Genomic DNA, 17,167 nt, shown 5'->3' with positions numbered 1-17,167 from the left:
CGCCCGGCTCGGCAGCGTGTAAGTTACAGCGTCCGCCGGGAGCGCTCCCACGGCCGTCGACGGTGTTTCACGGGCCCCGGCTTGATCCGTGGGGGATCGCCGGGTGCCCGGTGGTACGCGGAGGTGATCCGCCGCGCCGGGCTGCCCGACCCCGTGTGAGCGGGAGTGCCGGATCCCTTGACGCTGATCGCTCAACGGGCCAAGCTGGCAAGGGTGGTGGGTCGGCGCGGGTGACGGGTCCGGGGTGTGGTTCCCCTGTCGAGGACCGATCCAGGACGGCCCCATGCCCCAGCCCATTCCCGGCAAGGATCCCGCTCCGACGCTGGCCGAGGTCGCCCGTCTCGCCGGCGTCTCCACGGCGACCGCGTCCCGGGTGCTCAACCGTTCCGCCCGGGTCTCCACCGAGGCGGCGGCCCGGGTGGAACGGGCAGTGCGCGAGTTGGCGTACGTCCGCCGCCGGGCGCCCAGCACCCGGGCGACCGGCGTGGTGGCCGTCGTGGTCTTCGCGGATCCTCTGCAGTACCACGCGGACGCCTTCCCGGTACGGCTGCTGGCCGGGCTGCGGCGCTCCCTGTCCGGCGCAGAACGGGAGTTGGCCGTCTTCACGGTGCCCAGGCGCTGCCGGCGACCGCCGCTGGTGCGCTACCTGTGCGGCGGCCACGTCGACGGTGTGCTGCTGGTCGGCCCCTGGGGGGACACCTCGCTCGCCCGGTTGCTGCACGCGGCCGGGGTGCCCGTGGTGTCGCTGGGCCGGCCGCCGGAGCCGGGCACGGTGGCGTTCGTGGACGCTGACAACCTCGCCGGCGCCAGGGACGCGGTGCGACGGCTGTGCGCGTCCGGGCGTCGCTCCGTGGCCACCATCGCCGGGCCGCCGAACACCGCCGCCGGCGTGGACCGGCTGGCCGGCTACCACCAGACGGTGGCCGCGATGGCCGCGGCACGGCCGGCCGTGGCGTACGGCGACTTCAGCGGCGCCTCGGGCGAGCATGCGATGCAGCGACTGCTGGACCGGCGCCCCGAGGTCAACGCCGTGTTCGCCGCCTCCGACCAGATGGCAGCGGGCGCCCTCAGGACCCTTCGGCGGCACGGCCTGCGGGTCCCCGAGGACGTTGCCGTGGTCGGCTTCGACGACTCTCCTGTCGCCGCGCGGTGCCGGCCGGGGCTGACCACCGTCCGCCAGCCGGTGGAGGAACTCGGCTCCCATGCCATGGATCTGCTGCTGCGGAACCCGGCATGCGGCGAATCGGTGGTGCTGCCCACCCGGTTGGTCGTCCGGGCCTCGGGCTGAACGCGCCGCGCACCCGAGGCCGCCGGATGCGCCCGCGCCGTTCCGGAACCCGGTCGGTACCTGAGGTCACGTCAATCTCGCGTCTCCTGCCCACCCTTGACGCACCTTGTGCGCGGCTGGCTTCATTGGAAGTGGGAGCGCTCCCACGCCCTGGGCTCCCCTCTCCCCACCCCCAAAGGAAGGCCCCCACCCATGCCTCCCCTCCTCTCCGGCCGCGCACTGCCCCGACGCGCGGCCGCCGCGCTCACCGGCCTGGCCCTGGCCGCCGGCGGGCTGACCGCCACCGCGTTCGCCCCGGCCACCACCACAGCGGCCACGGCCACGGTCACCACCGCCGCCGACTTCCCCGTCCGCGTGAACCAGCTCGGCTACCTGCCGGACGGGCCCAAGCGGGCGACCGTGATCAGCTCCACGACCTCCCCACTCGCCTGGCAGCTGCGCGACGCCGCCGGCACGCAGGTCGCCGCCGGCACCACCACCGTGCACGGCGCCGACCAGGCGTCCGGCCAGTCCACGCACCTGGTGGACTTCGGCGCGTACACCGGCACCGGCACCGGCCTCACCCTGGTCGTGGACGGCCGGGCGAGCCACCCGTTCGACATCTCGGCGTCGCTGTACGACGGGCTGCGCGCCGACAGCATGTCGTTCTTCTACCAGCAGCGCAGCGGCATCGCCATCGACGCGGCCCTGGCCGGCAGCGCGTACGCGCGCCCCGCCGGCCACCTGGGCGTGGCGCCGAACCAAGGCGACACCAGCGTGCCGTGCCAGGCCGGGGTGTGCGACTACCGGTCGGACGTCCGCGGCGGCTGGTACGACGCCGGCGATCAGGGCAAGTACGTGGTCAACGGCGGCATCGCGGCCTGGGAGTTGGTCAACTCCTTCGAACGAGCCCACCGTTCGGGCGGCGACGCGGCGCTGGGCGACTCCACCCTGCGCGTTCCCGAGCGCGGCAACGGGGTGCCGGACGTGCTGGACGAGGCCCGCTGGGAACTGGACTTCCTGCTGCGGATGCAGGTCCCGGACGGCAAGCCGATGGCCGGGATGGCCTTCCACAAGATGCACGACGCGCAGTGGACCGGCCTGCCGACCCGGCCCGAACTCGACGAACAGCCACGCGAGTTGCACAAGCCCTCGACCGCCGCCACGCTCAACCTGGCCGCCACCGCGGCGCAGTGTGCCCGGGTGTACGCACCGTACGACGCCGCCTTCGCCGCCCGCTGCCTGGACGCGGCCCGCCGCGCCTGGACGGCGGCCAGGGCCAACCCGAACGTCCTCGCCCCGGCGACCGACAACACCGGCGGCGGCGCGTACGAGGACGCCGACGTCTCCGACGAGTTCTACTGGGCCGCGGCCGAACTCCTCGCCACCACCGGCGAGTCGCAGTACCGGGACGCGGTCACCTCCTCCCCGCACCACACCAAGCCGGTCGACGCGTTGTGGTGGGGCGGCACCGCGACGCTCGGCCGGATCACCCTGGCCACCGTGCCCGGCGTGGCCCTGCCCGCCGACGACGTGACGCGTCTGCGCGGCCTGCTGATCTCGGCCGCCGACGGCCACCTTTCCACCATGGCCGGACAGGGCTACGCGGTGCCGATCGCCGCCGACGGCTACGTCTGGGGGTCCAACAGCTCGGTCGCCGGCAACGCGATGGTGCTGGCCGTCGCCTACGAGCTGACCGGTGCCGCGCGCTACCGGACCGGCGCGCTGGAGGCGCTGGACTACCTGCTCGGCCGCAACGCGCTGGACCGCTCCTACGTGAGCGGCTACGGCGAGCGGGCCTCGGAGAACGAGCACCACCGGTTCTGGGCGCACCAGAACGACGCCTCGCTGCCGCACCCGCCGGCCGGCTCCCTCGCGGGCGGCCCGGACGCCGGCCTGGAGGATCCGGTGGCGAAGGCCCGACTGACGGGCTGCGCACCGGCCGCCTGCTACGTCGACGACATCGGCTCGTACTCCACCAACGAGGTGGCGATCAACTGGAACGCCTCGCTGGCCTGGCTCGCGGCGTTCGCCGCCGAACGGCGGGCGACACCGGCGCCGCCCGCGACGTCCTGCTCGGTGGCGTACCGGGTCGACAACGCCTGGAACGGCGGGTTCACCGCGACAGTGACCGTGCGGAACACCGGCACCGCCGCCGTCTCCGGCTGGACGCTCGGCTGGAGCTTCCCGGGTGACCAGCGGATCTCGAGCGGGTGGAACGCGGCCGTGGCCCAGTCCGGCAGCGCCGTGAGCGCGCGGGACGCCGGTTGGAACGGCACCCTGGCCGCCGGGGCGAGCGCGAGCTTCGGGTTCCAGGCGACGTACTCCGGCGCCAACACGGCACCGGCCCGCTTCACCCTGAACGGCACCGACTGCACCTGAGCACCGCCCGGGCGGTCTGCCCGCCGCGCCGTCACGGCGGGGCGGGCAGACCGCGCGGCTACGGCCGGACCGGGTCACCGCGACCGGCGCGACCGCGGCGACCTCCGATCATCCGAACGTCCACTGCTGGTTCCTGCCGCCGCTGCAGCTCCACAGCTGGACGGGCGAGCCGTCGGCGGTGGCCAGGCCGGCCACGTCCAGGCAGAGCCCCGACTGCACTCCGGTGATCGTGCCGTTCGAGTTCAGCTGCCACTGCTGGTTGGCCTGGCCGTTGCAGGACCAGACGACCACCTTGGTGGCGTCGGTGGTGCCCCTGGCGTTGGCGTCCAGGCACAGCGTGCTGCCGCCGACGGTCACGGTCAGCTGCTTCGATGCCGTACGGGTCCAGGTCTGGTTCTCGCTGCCGTTGCAGGTGTGGATCTGCTGCTGGGTGCCCGGCGTCGCGTTGTTCGCGTCGGTCAGGCACTTGCCCGCGGCCACCGCGTGCAGCGCGCCGGTCGTGGCGCTGCCGGAGGACCCCGCGTCCAGGCCCATGAAGTGGATGGCGTTGGCGGCCATCGCGGTTCCCTGGACGGGCAGTTGGTGCCCGGCCCCGACGATGCTGTACGCCTCGACCTGGGTGGTGCCGGCGCTGTTGTCGTACCGCGTACGGTTCCAGTTCACCGCGGGGGTGTCCGTGGCCGACGGGGTCTGGCTCACGCCGAGGACGTCGGTCCACTGCTTGATCTCTTCACCGAGGTTGTTGTGGCTCAGGATCGTGTCGGCGGTTCCGTGCCACAGCTGCACGCGCGGACGCGGACCGGTGTAGCCGGGATCCCCCGTGGTGCGGGCCAGTCCGCCCCACTGTTGCGGGCTCATGGACACCTTGCCCTGGGCGCAGTCCGCGTTCCAGCCGCGTACGGTGCCCGTGTGGAAGCAGTGGTAGGGCACTCCCATGAACGCCGCGCCCGCCTTGAACACATCGGGGTAGTCGGCGAGCATCACGTTCGTCATCATCCCGCCCGACGACTCGCCGGTCACGTACACGGCGTTGGCGTTGCCGCCGTAGTGCTGCTCCGTGTAGGTGATCATCGACATGAGCCCGACCGGGTCACTGCCGCCGTTGCGGGTCAGCGCCTGGTCCGAGGAGACGTCCCAGCAGCTTCCGCTCGGGTTCGTCGAGGGGTAGATGACGAGGAACCCGTACCGGTCGGCCAGCGACCCGAAGTCGGTGCTGGAGTACAGGTAGGGCCCCGTCCCCTGGCACCCGTGCAGGGCCAGCAGGATCGGTGGGTTGGCCCTGACGCTGCTCGGCACGTACAGGTGCATCAGCAGACCTGTCGGGTTGGTGCCGAAGTTCGTGATCTGCGTCAGCGAGGCGGCGGCCTGCGGGGTGGCAGCGGCCTGGGGCGCGGCCTGCAGGCTCAGGCCGACCGCGAGGCCGATCGCGGCGACGATGCCCAGGAGACGGGACGGTAACGAGCGGGATCGGAACATGGGACCTCTCCGTCGGGATTGCCAGGGGGTGTGGGGAAGGTTCCGTCGGCGGCCGGCCCGGTGACGGATCAGGTGCACCGGAAGTCCGCGTGCAGGCGCCGGGTGTGTTCCAGCGCGCGGACCGGGCCGTCCAGTCGGACGGTGGCGGTGAGCCGGACGTCGGTGCTGGAGGCGGAGACCCGCAGTTCCAGCTCGCCCGGCTCGACGATGCGTCGGCCGTCGCGTCCGGTGAAGGACGCGAGGTCGGCGGGGACGCGGACCCGGATCCGGGTCCGTGCCCCCGCGTCGAGGGTGATCCGCCGGTAGCCGATCAGCCGCAGGACCGGCTGGACGACGGAGGCGACGGGGTCGTGCAGGTAGAGCTGGACGGTCTCGCTGCCGCTCCGCTCACCGGTGTTGCGCAGGGTGAAGGCGAGGCCGAACTCGCCGTCGGTCGTGGCGGCGGCCTGCTCCACCTCCAGGTCAGTCCAGGCGAACGTGGTGTAGCCGATGCCGTGCCCGAATCCGAACGCGGGGGTCGGGTCGGTGCTGGACACCTCGCTGGGTCCGGCCAGGCGGGCGGCGAGGTAGGTGGAGGGCTGCACGGCCGGCCGGGCCGGGATGCTGACCGGCAGTCGGCCCGAGGGGTTGGTCCGGCCGCTGAGCACGGCGGCGATCGCCCCGGTCCCGGCCTCGCCGGGGAAGAAGGTCTGCACCAGGGCCGCCGCCTCGGTCGCCGCGCGTCCCAGCGCGTAGGGGCGGCCGGCGAGCAGCACCGGCACGACCGGCCTGCCGGTGTCCAGCAGTGCGTCGAGCAACTGCTGCTGCACGCCGGGCAGTTCCAGGGACTCGGCGTCGCAGCCCTCGCCACTGGTGCCGCGCCCGAACAGGCCGGCCCGGTCCCCGAGGGCGACGATCACGACATCGGCCTGCCGGGCCGCCTCGACGGCCTCGGCGAAGCCGGACGTGTCGAGCCCGTCGACGCTCGCCCCGGCCACCGTCCGGATCTCGCTGTCGGGGAACTCGGCTGCCAACGCCTGGCCCAGGGTGGGCAGTTCGATGCCGACCGGGATCCCGGGGTGCTGGCTGCCGACGTGCACGGGGAAGGCGTAGCAGCCCAGCACCGAGGTCGGGGTGTCGGCGTTGGGGCCGATCAGCGCGATCCGGCGGGGGCCGCGCAGCGGCAGGGTGCCGTCGTTGCGCAGCAGCACCACGGCCTGCTCGGCGATCTCCCGGGCGAGGGCGCGGTTCTCCGGGGGGTCCAGGTCGACCGAGCCGCGCAGCGCGTGCGGGTCGTCGAGCGGCCGACCGGCGATCGCCGCCGGGACGGCCTCCCAGTCCTGGTCCAGCAGGCCGAGTTGGGCCTTCTGCACCAGCACCCGGCGCAGCGCCCGGTCGACCAGCGACTCGGGCACGGTCCCGTCCTCGACGGCGCGCAGCAGCGGCTCCCCGTAGGTCTTGACGGTGGGCAGTTCCACGTCCACGCCGCTGGCCAGGGCGAGTGCGGCGGCCTCGGCCCAGTCTCCGGCGACGCCGTGCAGCACCTTGAGGAAGGCGATGCCGAAGTAGTCGGCGACCACGGTCCCCTCGAAGCCCCAGCTGTCGCGCAGCAGCCCGGTCAGCAGCGCCTCGTCGGCGGCCGAGGGGACGCCGTCGGTGTCGGTGTAGGCGTGCATGACCGAACGGGGCCGGCCCTCGCGCACCGCCATCTCGAAGGGCGGCAGGATCACGTCGGCACGCTCCCGCGCGCCCATGCCCACGGGGGCGAGGTTGCGTCCGGCGCGCGAGGCCGAGTACCCCGCGAAGTGCTTGAGCGTGGCGACGATCCCCGCCGACTCCAGGCCCTGCACGTAGGCGGTGGCCACCGTGCCGACCAGGTAGGGGTCTTCGCCGATGGTCTCCTCGACCCGGCCCCAGCGGGCGTCCCGGACGACGTCGAGGACTGGGGAGAGGCCCTGGTGGACGCCGACCGCGCGCATGTCGCGGCCGATGGCCGCGGCCATCCGCCGGATCAGGTCCGGGTCGAAGGTGGCACCCCAGGAGAGCGGCACCGGGTAGGCGGTGGCACCCCAGGCGGCGAAGCCGGCCAGGCACTCCTCGTGCGCGAGGGCCGGGATGCCGAACCGGTTCGCGGCGGCGATGCGCTGCTGGCTGCGGGCCAGTGAGAGCGCGCCCAGCGCCGGGTCGACCGGCACCGTGCCGAAGGGCCGGGTCAACTGGCCCAGCCCGGACGGGAGCAGGTCGTCGAGGGCGGGCGGATCCTCCATGTCGTGCTGGTGCGGGGCGACGTCTCCGCCCTCGTCGGAGGCGCCGACCCAGACGCCGACGAGCTGGGCCAGCTTCTCCGGCAGCGTCATCTCGGCGAGCACGGCGTCCGCGCGTTCCTCGGGGCTGAGCGCGCGGTCGCGCCAGCGGGCGGTCGGAGCGGTGGACGGGACGGCCAGGTTCATCGGATACCTCCGTGGATACCCCCGGCTTCAGCCGGGGGAGGAAACGGATTGCCCGCGTAGCGGGTCAGGGAAAGCCGAAGCGCCGTCAAGCTGGTGCGGTGTTTCGGTAGATGATCAAGCGTCATGTATCTATCAGGAATGGTGTTAGCGTGTGATCCGTGGAGACCACTTCGGTGAAGCGGGCGTTCAAGTTCCGCTTCTACCCTTCCGATGTGCAGGCAGCTGAGCTGTCGCGCACGTTCGGGTGTGTCCGGAAGGTCTACAACATGGCGTTGCACGCCCGTACGGAGGCGTGGACGCTGCGCCAGGAGCGGGTGAACTAGAACGCCACCAGCGCCATGCTGACGGCGTGGAAGAAGACCGAGGAACTGGCTCATCTCAACGAGGTGTCGTCGGTTCCGCTGCAGCAGGCGCTTCGGCATTTGCAGAGCGGCTTCTCGAACTTCTGGCAGAAGCGTGCCCGGTATCCCCGGTTCAAGTCCAAGCACAAGTCCCGTGCATCCACCGAGTACACCTCGTCGGCGTTCCGCTTCCGGGACGGCCGACTGAGGCTCGCGAAGATGACGGAACCGCTCGATATCGTGTGGTCCCGTCCGCTTCCCGCTGGTGCGCAGCCGTCCACCGTGACCGTCCGCCGGGACGGCGCCGGGCGATGGTTCGTCTCGATGTTGTGCGATGACCACCCCGAGCCCATGCCCGTCACCACGGCTGCCGTCGGGATCGACGCCGGGATCACCGCGCTGGTCACCCTGTCCACCGGGGAGAAGATCACCAACCCCCGCCATGAGCGCCGTGACCGCGAGCGCCTGACCAAGGCCCAGCGGGACCTGTCCCGCAAGGCCAAGGACTCCGCCAACCGGGCCGAGGCCCGGCTGAAGGTCGCCCGCGTCCACGCCCGTATCGCGGATCGCCGCAGGGACTTCCTGCATCAGCTCACCACTCGACTCGTGCGCGAAAACCAAACGCTCGTGATCGAGGACCTGTCTGTCCGCAACATGATCCAGAATCGGAAGCTGTCCCGTGCGATAGCCAACGCGTCGTGGTCCGCGATGCGGTCCATGCTGGAATACAAAGCCGGCTGGTACGGGCGGGAACTCGTGGTCGTCGACCGCTGGTTCCCCTCTTCCAAGCTGTGCTCGCAGTGCGGCACCCTGCGGGGCAGGATGGCGCTGAACGTCCGTGAGTGGGCGTGTGACTGCGAGACGACCCATGACCGGGACGTGAACGCGGCACGCAATATCCTGGCCGCCGGACTGGCGGTTGCAGCCTGTGGAGACGGTGTCAGACCTCAACGGAGCACTCCGGGCGGGCAGTCGTCGGCGAAGCAGGAAGTAGTCCCACCGCAGCGCACACGCGCAGCGGCTCAACCGCGAGGCTGAGGGGAATCCCCCTCGTCCACGAGGGAGAGGAAGTCAAGTTGCCGGTCACTTTCCTCCGACGCCCATGAGGCCTTGGACCAAGGCGCGTCGGGCGAACAGGTAGACGATGAGGACGGGGAGCGTCGACAGCACGACGGCGCTGAGCAGACCGGGCACGTCGACGCCGTGCTCGGTCTGGAAGTCGTACAGGCCGAGTGTGATGACCTTGGTGCTCTCCGACTGGGTGAGGATCAGCGGGAACAGGAAGCCGTTCCACGCCTGCAGCGCGGCGAAGACCACGACGGAGGAGAGACCGCCCCTGGACAGCGGCAGCACCAGCTGCCAGAACACCCGCCAGGGGGTGGCACCGTCCATGGCCATGGCCTCGTAGAGCTCGCCGGTGATGTCCCGCATCGCGCCGGTGAGGACCAGCGTGCACACCGGCAGGCAGAACGCCGCGGTGGGCAGGATGATTCCGAGCAGGTTGTCGTAGAGGCCGGCCTTGCTGATGACGTAGAACATCGGCACGATCACGGCCTGCGCCGGAATCGCCAGCCCCAGCAGGAAGATCCGGAAGACCGTGCCGATGGTCCTGCCCCGGGCCCGGACGATCGCGTAGGCGAGCGGGGGCACCACGAGCAGCACGATCGCGACCACGCTCACGGTGACGAGGAGCGTGTTGAGGAAGTCCCGGCCGAAGCCGTTGGAGAAGTCGTCGATGTAGTTCTGCAGGGTCAGCTGCGCGGGGAAGGTGAGCGGCCCCTGCGAGGAGTAGTCGGAGCGGGTCCGGAAGGTCGCGATCAGCAGGACGTACAGCGGGAAGCCGACCAGCGCCAGCCAGAGCAGCGAGCCGAGCCCGGCGAGGTGGTTGGGACGCCGTCGCATCAAAGTCCCTCCGTCGTGCTGCGCATCCTGTCGTAGCCGGACAGGCGCACGACGGCCAGCGAGATCAGGGCGGCGACCACCACGAGGACCAGGGCGATGGCCGAGCCCGCGCCGAAGTCGAAGCTCTTGAAGGCCTGTTGGTACATGTAGTAGGCGCTGTTGGTGGTGTCGGTGCCGGGGCCGCCCTGGGTGAGGATGAGGACGGTGTCGAAGGTGGTGAGGCCGCCGACCAGCATCAGGATCATCGACGTGATCACGGTGTTGCGCAGCTGCGGCAGGGTGATGTGGAAGAACTGCCGCACCTTGCCCGCGCCGTCGATGGACGCGGCCTGGTAGAGCACCTGCGGGATCGCCCGGGCGCCGCCCTGGTAGATCAGGGCGTGCATGGGCGTCCACTGCCACATGCCGACGAAGGTCAGCACCGCGATGGCACTTTTCTGACTACCCATCAGATTGCCGTCACCGAAGAGCCATTGCAGCTGCGACGGCACACCGAAGTTGGGGTCGAGGATGGCGCGCCAGACCACCGAGATCGCGGTCGCGGACAGCAGCAGCGGGACGAAGAAGATCGCGGACAGCACGGCACGGTTGCGTTGGCGACCGGCCGCCCACACGCCCAGCAGGATGCTCACCGGGGTCTGTACGACCACGCCGGCCACGGTCAGCACCAGGGTCAGACCGACGCTCTGCGTCATCACCGGGTCGTGCAGCAGCTTGGTCCAGTTGGCGAAGCCGTTGAACCGGGGGGCGTCGACGCCGTTCCAGCTGGTGAAGGAGAGCACCGCCACCAGGACCAGCGGCAGAAGCGCGAACATCAGGAAGAACACGGTCGCGGGCAGCGCCCAGGCAAGGCCCGGGCGGGTCACCCCGACGCCGGTCCGGCGAGGCCGCGCCCGCAGGCGGCGACCGTACCCGGACACCAAGGAGGGAGCACTCATGGCGATCCGTCTCAGGAGGCGGGCAGGGCCTGCATGGCCTTGATGAAGCCGTCCACGTCGAGCTTGCCGTTGAAGAACTGCTGGACGGCGGTGTGGATCGGCGCGTTGGCGGCCGGCGGGTACGCCTGGTCCCAGGACAGCTGGAACGACGGGGCGGCCTTGACCAGGTCGTACTGGTACTTCGAGTAGTCGGGGTTGTCCGCGGTGGCGAGGAACTGCTCGGTGTTGGTGGTGGTCGGCAGGTTGCCGATCGCCAGCTGTGCCTTCACGAACTCCTCGGAGTACATGAGCTTCAGGAAGGCGGCGGCTGCCTCGGGATGCCTGCTCTTCTTCAGCACCGAGTAGAAGTTGTTGGTGTTGCCGACCACGTCGGCCGGGTCGCCCTTGCCGCCGGCGATGGCGGGGAAGTTGCCGTACCCGAGACCGCTCTTGGCGAAGTCGGGGTTGGCGTCCCGCTGGGTGGCGTACTCCCAGGAGCCCATCAGCTCCAGGCCCGCCTTGCCCTTGGCCAGCAGGGCCGGGGAGCCGCCGTCGGTGAACTTGACCGAGTCGAAGTTCGAGCCGAACGCCCCGGCGTCGACCAGTTGCTTGAGCATGCCCAGGGCCTTCTTGGCGTCCTCGCTCTCCCAGGCGCTCCGGTCTCCGGACAGCGCCTTCCGGAACAGCTCGGGGCCCGCGACACGGTCGAACACGTACTCGTACCACATCAGGGTCGGCCACTGGTCGCCGCCGCCGAGGGCGATCGGGGTGATGCCCTTGGCCTTGAGCGCCCGGACGACGCCCAGCAGGTCGTCCCAGGTCTTCGGGGCGCTCAGGCCGGCGTCGGCCAGCACCTTCTTGTTGGTGAACAGCAGCACCGGCTGGGTGCCGCGCATCGGGATGCCGTAGGACTTGCCGTCGATCACCGCGGTGTTGAACACCGACGGCAGGAAGTTGCTCTTCAGCGCCGGGTCCGCGGCGATCATGTCGTCCAACGGGAGCAGCAGGTCGGACTTCACATAGGGCTGGATGCTGCCGCCGCCCCAGTTGAAGAAGACGTCCGGCGCCTGGGGGGTGTTGATGACGGTGTTGAGCTTGGCCTGGTAGTCCGCGCCGGGGATGGTGTCCAGGACGGCCTTGACCTTCGACGTCTTGTTGAAGGTGTCGACCAGTTGCTTCTCGACCTTGTTGCTGGCGTCCCCGTAGACCAGGACGTGGATCGTGCCGGAGCCCCCGCCGGCGGAGGAGGAACCGCCACTGCCGCAGGCGGTCGTCCCCGCCATGACCGCGGCCAGGCCGAGTGCAGCCGCTAAAGTGCGCCTCTTCATCACAAGTCCCCTAAAGTTTCGACCTGTTTCTCGAAATTACCGCTGGCCGGGACGCTAGGTTGCGGACAGGTTTCGGGTCAACCCCCCGGATCGGGGGTTACTGAAGCGTGATGCGCCAACTGCCCTGCGCCGCCCGTGCCTTATGCTGCCTCCATGGAAAAGGGCGATGAACTGGGACGGGTGACCCTCGCGGACATCGCGCGCGAGGCCGAGGTCTCCGTTTCGACGGTTTCGAAGGTCCTCAACGGCCGTACCGACGTGGCGGCGGCCACCCGCGTCCGCGTCGAGCAGGTCCTGAGCGGCCACGACTACCGGCGCGCCGCGCGCGGCGGCGGGGAAGCACCCCTCGTCGAGATCGTCTTCCACGAGCTCGACAGCCTCTGGGCGATGGAACTCCTGCGTGGCGTCGAGGCCGTGGCGAGCGAGCACGGAGCGGCGGTCGTGGTCACCCACAGCGGTTCACGCCGCGCCCCCGGGCCGGAGTGGATCGAGGCGGTGCTGCGCCGGCGCCCCCTCGGTGTCGTGCTGGTCTTCTCCAGCCTGCCGCCCGAGTTCAAGCGCCAACTGCGCGCACGCTCCATCCCGTTCGTGATCGTCGACCCGGCCGGCAACCCCGATCCGGACGTGCCCTCGGTGGGCTCGGCCAACTGGGCCGGCGGCCTCGCCGCCACCCGGCACCTGATCGAGCTCGGCCACCGGCGCATCGCCATCGTCACCGGCCCCGAGGACACCCTCTGCTCCCTGGCCCGACTGGACGGCTACCGCTCCGCGATGTCCATGGCCGGCCTGGCGGTCGACCCCGCGCTGACCGCCTTCGGCGACTTCCACACCGAGGGCGGATTCGCCCAGGCCGAACGGCTGTTGGAGCTCCCCGACCGGCCCACCGCGATCTTCGCCGGCAGCGACCTCCAGGCGCTCGGGGTCATGGAGGCCGCCCGGGTCCGCGGCCTGCGCATCCCCGAGGACCTGTCCGTGGTCGGCTACGACGACCTGGACATCGCGCAATGGACCAGCCCCGCACTGACCACCGTCCGCCAACCCCTGCGTGAGATGGCCGAACAGGCGACCCGTCTGATCCTCGCCCTCCGCACCGGGGAGGCCCCGGCGTCCCCCACCCGCCTCGAACTGTCGACCACCCTGGTGGTGCGCTCCAGCGCCGTGGCGCCCAGCCGGCCCTGACCGGAGCGGCACTGGCCCCCGCGCCGCGAGCAACCCCGACGGGGCACCGACATCCGGATCGCGAAACTTTCGCAGTTCTTCCGCGTTGATTGCGATCCACCCGTGGGGAACGTGGGGGAACCGCAGGGAAATCGGGAGGCTCCTGACCGAGCCCCTCGGCCCGGCGGTCGACCGCCGAGCGCCTGGCCAGCACGTTCACCGGCGGGGGCGGACCTGAGAGCGGGCGAAGGTATCGCTGTTTCGGTCGAAAGCGTTGACAACTTGTCGGGCTCAGGCCAACACTGGCGCCGTCGACAAGTCCGAGCGGCCCCGGATCCCGGCCCCCCGCGTCGCCAACCACCCACAAGCGCGGACTTGTTGACGACAAGCCGGTTCCGTGCAACCACTGCGCGACGCCGTCCGGGCGACCCCACCCTCGCGGCCGTCGGCGGCGCAGTGCTGCACTCCCACCCATCGGCAGGACGGATCACCCCCGTGAACTTTCCCCACCGCAAGAGCCGCAAGGTCGATCACCCCCGGCGGCCGGCCGGCAAGGCGCGCGTCCTCCCCCTGGCCCTCGCCGCCGTCCTGGTCGCGCCCGGCACCGCCGAGGCCGCGACCGTCACCACGAACCAGACCGGCACCGACGGCGGATACTTCTACTCGTTCTGGACCGAGGGCACCGGTGCGGCCTCGATGTCCCTGAACGGCGGCGGTCACTACAGCACCTCCTGGAGCGGCGCCGGCAACTTCGTCGCCGGCAAGGGCTGGAGCACCGGGTCACGCAACCCGGTGACCTACTCGGGCACGTGGAGCACCAGCGGCAACGCCTACCTCTCGCTCTACGGCTGGAGCACCAACCCGCTCGTCGAGTACTACGTCGTCGAGAACTACGGCTCCTACAAGCCCACCGGCGCGTACAAGGGCACCGTCACCACGGACGGCGGCACCTACGACATCTACGAGACGACGCGCTACAACGCCCCCTCCATCGAGGGCATCAAGACCTTCAACCAGTACTGGAGCGTCCGTCAGGCCAAACGGACCGGCGGAACCATCACCGTCGGGAACCACTTCGACGCGTGGGCCAAGTACGGCATGAACCTCGGCACCATGAACTACGAGATCATGGCCACCGAGGGCTACCGGAGCAGTGGCAGCTCCGACATCACGCTCGGCTCCTCCAGCGGCGGCACCGGCGGTGGAACCGGCGGCAGCTGCACCGCGACACTCTCCGCCGGTGACTCGTGGAGCGACCGGTACAACCTGAACGTCTCGGTCACCGGATCGACCCCCTGGAAGGTCACCGTGAAGGTGCCCTCCCCGGAGAAGATCAGCTCGACCTGGAACATCAACGCGTCCTACCCCGACGCCCAGACCCTCGTTGCCACCCCCAACGGCGCGGGCAACACCTGGGGCATGACCGTGATGAAGAACGGCAGCACCACGTGGCCGACGGTCTCCTGCAGCGCGAGCTGACGACCCGCCACCGCCCCAGGCGTTGACGCCGTACCACGCCTGCCGGAGATCTCACCTGCACCTGCGGGGCCGGGCCCGTGTCCGCCCTTGATTGTTAACGCTCACAGTCAGTGCCGGACAGTCGGCCGGGCGCCGCGCGGACACGCCCCCGCTGCCCCGGCAGGAACCGCTCCACCCGGCAGTACGCGCACGACTACCAGGACGACGCCCGCCCCCGACCGGTGCGCGGGCATCCCCCACCCGAGGAGAACGATCCGTCATGCCCTGGCTCCACACGAAACCCCTCCCCCGCAAGACCCTGACGGCGGCCGCGTGCATGCTCGTCGGTGCGGCCACCGTCGTCACCGCGAGCCCCGCGGCTCATGCCGCCGGGTCGACCACGCTGGGCGCGGCCGCTGCCGGCAGCGGCCGCTACTTCGGCACCGCCGTGGCCGCCGGCCGGCTCGGTGACGCGACGTACTCCACCATTCTCGACCGGGAATTCAACATGATCACCCCGGAGAACGAGATGAAGTGGGACACCATCGAACCCTCCCGCGGCAACTTCAACTTCGCCCCCGCCGACTCGATCGTCGGCCACGCCTCGGCGCACGGCCAGCGGATGCGCGGCCACACCCTGGTCTGGCACTCGCAGCTCCCGTCCTGGGTCAGCTCCATCGGCGACGCGAACACCCTGCGCGGCGTGATGGACAACCACATCACCACCGAGATGTCCCACTACAAGGGCAAGATCTACGCCTGGGACGTCGTCAACGAGGCCTTCGCCGACGACGGCAGCGGCCGGCACCGCAGCTCGGTGTTCCAGAACGTGCTGGGCGACGGCTTCATCGAGGAGGCCTTCCGCACCGCCCGGAACGTCGACCCCTCGGCCAAGCTCTGCTACAACGACTACAACATCGAGAACTGGACCGACGCCAAGACCCAGGGCGTCTACACCATGGTCAAGGACTTCAAGTCCCGCGGCGTGCCCATCGACTGCGTCGGCTTCCAGAGCCACTTCGGCGCCGGCGGCCCGCCGTCCAACTTCCGGACCACACTGTCCGACTTCGCCGCTCTGGGCGTTGACGTCCAGCTCACCGAGCTCGACATCGCCCAGGCGTCCACCACCGCGTACGCCAACGCGGTGAACGCCTGCCTCAACGTCGCCCGGTGCACCGGCATCACGGCATGGGGCATCCGCGACAGCGACTCCTGGCGCAGCGGCGAGAACCCCCTGCTGTTCGACAACAACGGCAACAAGAAGCCCGCGTACGGCGCGGTCCTCACCACCCTGGGCGGCAGCGCCAACGGCACGCCGGGCGGGGGCATCGTCTCCGGCACCGTCTACACGCTCTCCGACGTGGCCGCCGGACGCGTTCTCGACGAGCCCGCAGGACAGAACGGCAACGGCACCCCGCTCCAGGTGTGGGAGGCCGGCGGCGCCGCCAACCAGCAGTGGCGGGCCGCCCAGAACAGCGACGGCTCCTACACGCTCACGAACATCGCCAGCGGCCGCGCCCTGGACGAGCCGGCCAACCAGACGGGCAACGGGACGAAGATGCAGGTCTGGGACTCCAACGGCGGCGCCAACCAGCACTGGCGGGCCGGGCAGAACAGCGACGGCTCCTACACGCTGACCAACGTCGCCAGCGGCCGCGCACTGGAGATCCCCGGTGGTCAGACCGCCAACGGCACTCCCGTCCAGATCTGGGACTCCAACGGCGGCGCCAACCAGCACTGGAACTTCAAGTGACCTGAGCCGCGGGGGTGCGCGCTCACGGCAGGCGCGCACCCGCGTATGTGAGCGATAACAAAGCCGGGTGACAGCTCCATCCGTTCACGAAGGAGATCCCATGCACAAACGAGGTTCCAGTCGCAGGCCGGTGTCCGCGGTGCTCACCGCCGTGGTCGCGGCCGTGGCGGCGCTGGCGGCGATGCTCGTCGCAACCCCCGCTCAGGCGGACACCAGCGGCGCCTTGCGCGGTGCGGGTTCCGGCCGGTGTCTCGACGTGTCGAACGCCGACCAGCGCGACGGCGCGTCCCTGCAGATCTACGACTGCTCGGGCGGCACCAACCAGCTGTGGACGTCGACGTCCGGCAACCAGCTGACCGTGTACGGCAACAAGTGCCTGGACGTGCCGGGCCACGCCACCACGGCCGGTACCCGGGTGCAGATCTGGACCTGCAGCGGCGCCGCGAACCAGCAGTGGCGGGTGAACTCCGACGGCACGATCGTCGGCGTCGAATCCGGGCTGTGCCTGGACGTCGCGGGCGCCGGCACGGCCAACGGCACGGCGGTGCAGCTCTGGAACTGCACCGGCGGCAGCAACCAGAAGTGGACCGGCCTGTCCGGGACGTCGACCCCGCCGGGGGGCAACTGCAGCCTGCCGTCGACGTACCGCTGGTCGTCGACCGGTGCGTTGGCGCAGCCGGCGAACGGGTGGGCCTCGGTGAAGGACTTCACGGACGTGGTCTACAACGGCAAGCACCTGGTCTACGCGTCGAACGT

Annotated in this window: 10 protein-coding genes and 2 pseudogenes; 7 read left to right on the top strand and 5 right to left on the bottom strand. The window is 70.8% G+C overall.

Annotated features, from left to right (window positions below; all coding sequences use genetic code 11):
• Positions 1 to 283 precede the first annotated feature (283 nt).
• Both ACZ52J_RS39840 and ACZ52J_RS39835 read left to right on the top strand, forming a co-directional pair.
• On the top strand, positions 284 to 1,288 hold the full coding sequence (locus tag ACZ52J_RS39840) for a LacI family DNA-binding transcriptional regulator (RefSeq protein ID WP_465625981.1): 1,005 nt from the start codon (positions 284 to 286) through the stop codon (positions 1,286 to 1,288).
• Between the two features lie 192 nt (positions 1,289 to 1,480).
• Complete coding sequence (locus ACZ52J_RS39835; RefSeq protein WP_465625979.1) at positions 1,481 to 3,649, top strand: glycoside hydrolase family 9 protein; 2,169 nt, start codon at positions 1,481 to 1,483, stop codon at positions 3,647 to 3,649.
• Between the two features lie 108 nt (positions 3,650 to 3,757).
• Here the strand turns inward: ACZ52J_RS39835 and ACZ52J_RS39830 are convergent, their stop codons facing one another.
• Together ACZ52J_RS39830 and ACZ52J_RS39825 are read right to left on the bottom strand one after the other, a co-directional pair.
• Entirely contained in the window at positions 3,758 to 5,125 is a 1,368-nt protein-coding gene (locus tag ACZ52J_RS39830) for an extracellular catalytic domain type 1 short-chain-length polyhydroxyalkanoate depolymerase (RefSeq protein ID WP_465625977.1), read from the bottom strand.
• Positions 5,126 to 5,193: 68 nt separating this feature from the next.
• Positions 5,194 to 7,554: a beta-xylosidase/alpha-l-arabinosidase gene (locus tag ACZ52J_RS39825; protein WP_465625975.1), complete on the bottom strand. Its 2,361-nt coding sequence runs from the start codon at positions 7,552 to 7,554 to the stop codon at positions 5,194 to 5,196.
• Between the two features lie 158 nt (positions 7,555 to 7,712).
• On the opposite strand from ACZ52J_RS39825, the pseudogene ACZ52J_RS39820 reads away from it, so the two are divergent.
• Positions 7,713 to 8,933, top strand: a pseudogene (locus tag ACZ52J_RS39820) (RNA-guided endonuclease InsQ/TnpB family protein).
• A 45-nt stretch (positions 8,934 to 8,978) separates the two neighbouring features.
• Here ACZ52J_RS39820 and ACZ52J_RS39815 read toward each other — a convergent pair.
• From ACZ52J_RS39815 to ACZ52J_RS39805, 3 genes are read right to left on the bottom strand one after another with little or no spacing between them, the layout of a single operon-like run.
• Complete coding sequence (locus ACZ52J_RS39815) at positions 8,979 to 9,797, bottom strand: carbohydrate ABC transporter permease (protein WP_465625973.1); 819 nt, start codon at positions 9,795 to 9,797, stop codon at positions 8,979 to 8,981.
• Positions 9,797 to 10,735, bottom strand: coding sequence for a carbohydrate ABC transporter permease (locus ACZ52J_RS39810; RefSeq protein ID WP_360504466.1), 939 nt, complete (start codon positions 10,733 to 10,735; stop codon positions 9,797 to 9,799). Before ACZ52J_RS39810 ends, ACZ52J_RS39815 begins: the two co-directional genes overlap by 1 nt.
• An 11-nt stretch (positions 10,736 to 10,746) precedes the next feature.
• Positions 10,747 to 12,042, bottom strand: a complete 1,296-nt coding sequence (locus tag ACZ52J_RS39805; protein ID WP_465625970.1) for an ABC transporter substrate-binding protein — start codon at positions 12,040 to 12,042, stop codon at positions 10,747 to 10,749.
• Positions 12,043 to 12,195: 153 nt separating this feature from the next.
• Here ACZ52J_RS39805 and ACZ52J_RS39800 point away from each other — a divergent pair, with 153 nt between their 5' ends.
• The 4 genes and pseudogenes from ACZ52J_RS39800 to ACZ52J_RS39785 all read left to right on the top strand — a co-directional run.
• Entirely contained in the window at positions 12,196 to 13,221 is a 1,026-nt protein-coding gene (locus ACZ52J_RS39800) for a LacI family DNA-binding transcriptional regulator (protein ID WP_360504470.1), read from the top strand.
• A 474-nt stretch (positions 13,222 to 13,695) separates the two neighbouring features.
• Entirely contained in the window at positions 13,696 to 14,679 is a 984-nt protein-coding gene (locus ACZ52J_RS39795) for a glycoside hydrolase family 11 protein (protein ID WP_465625968.1), read from the top strand.
• Between the two features lie 259 nt (positions 14,680 to 14,938).
• Positions 14,939 to 16,408, top strand: a pseudogene (locus ACZ52J_RS39790) (glycoside hydrolase family 10 protein); the annotation flags it as partial.
• Positions 16,409 to 16,511: 103 nt separating this feature from the next.
• On the top strand, positions 16,512 to 17,167 hold a 656-nt coding region (locus ACZ52J_RS39785; protein ID WP_465625966.1), incomplete at its 3' end, for an RICIN domain-containing protein.

This window comes from Kitasatospora sp. NPDC034035 (genome assembly GCF_055575755.1).
The sequence above is the reverse complement of the archived record's forward strand: the minus strand, read 5'-3'. Positions and strand labels throughout refer to the sequence as shown.